Source organism: Brevibacillus sp. SAFN-007a (assembly GCF_051967035.1).
Classification (GTDB): Bacteria; Bacillota; Bacilli; order Brevibacillales; family Brevibacillaceae; genus Brevibacillus.
In genome coordinates this window covers 1-526 of sequence record NZ_JBQCKK010000067.1, presented here as the reverse complement: position 1 = coordinate 526, position 526 = coordinate 1, and the positions used below count along the sequence as shown (strand labels likewise).

General features: G+C 55.7%; 1 rRNA gene. It reads left to right on the top strand.

Going from position 1 to position 526, the window contains the following annotated elements:
• A 23S ribosomal RNA gene (locus tag ACTHO6_RS21235) occupies positions 1–526 on the top strand; the annotation flags it as partial.

Here is a 526-nt window from a genome sequence, read left to right as displayed (position 1 = left end):
TGCGTAATAGCTCACTGGTCGAGTGACTCTGCGCGGAAAATGTAACGGGGCTAAACGTATCACCGAAGCTATGGCAGTCCTTACGGACTGGGTAGGGGAGCGTTCCAAGCAGCAGAGAAGCCGTACTGGAAAGAGCGGTGGAGCGCTTGGAAGTGAGAATGCCGGTGTAAGTAGCGAAAAGACAAGTGAGAATCTTGTCCACCGAAAGCCTAAGGGTTCCTGGGGAAGGCTCGTCCTCCCAGGGTTAGTCGGGACCTAAGCTGAGGCCGAAAGGCGTAGGCGATGGACAACAGGTTGATATTCCTGTACCACCTCTGTTCCGTTTGAGCAACGGCGTGACGCAGGAGGATAGGGTGAGCGGCCTACTGGATGGCCGTCCAAGCAGCAAGCCTGGTGTGTAGGCAAATCCGCACACCGCCAAGGGCAAGCTGTGATGGCGAGGGAAATACAAGTACCGAAGTCCCTGATTTCACACTGCCAAGAAAAGCGTCTAGCGAGGAACAAGGTGCCCGTACCGCAAACCGAC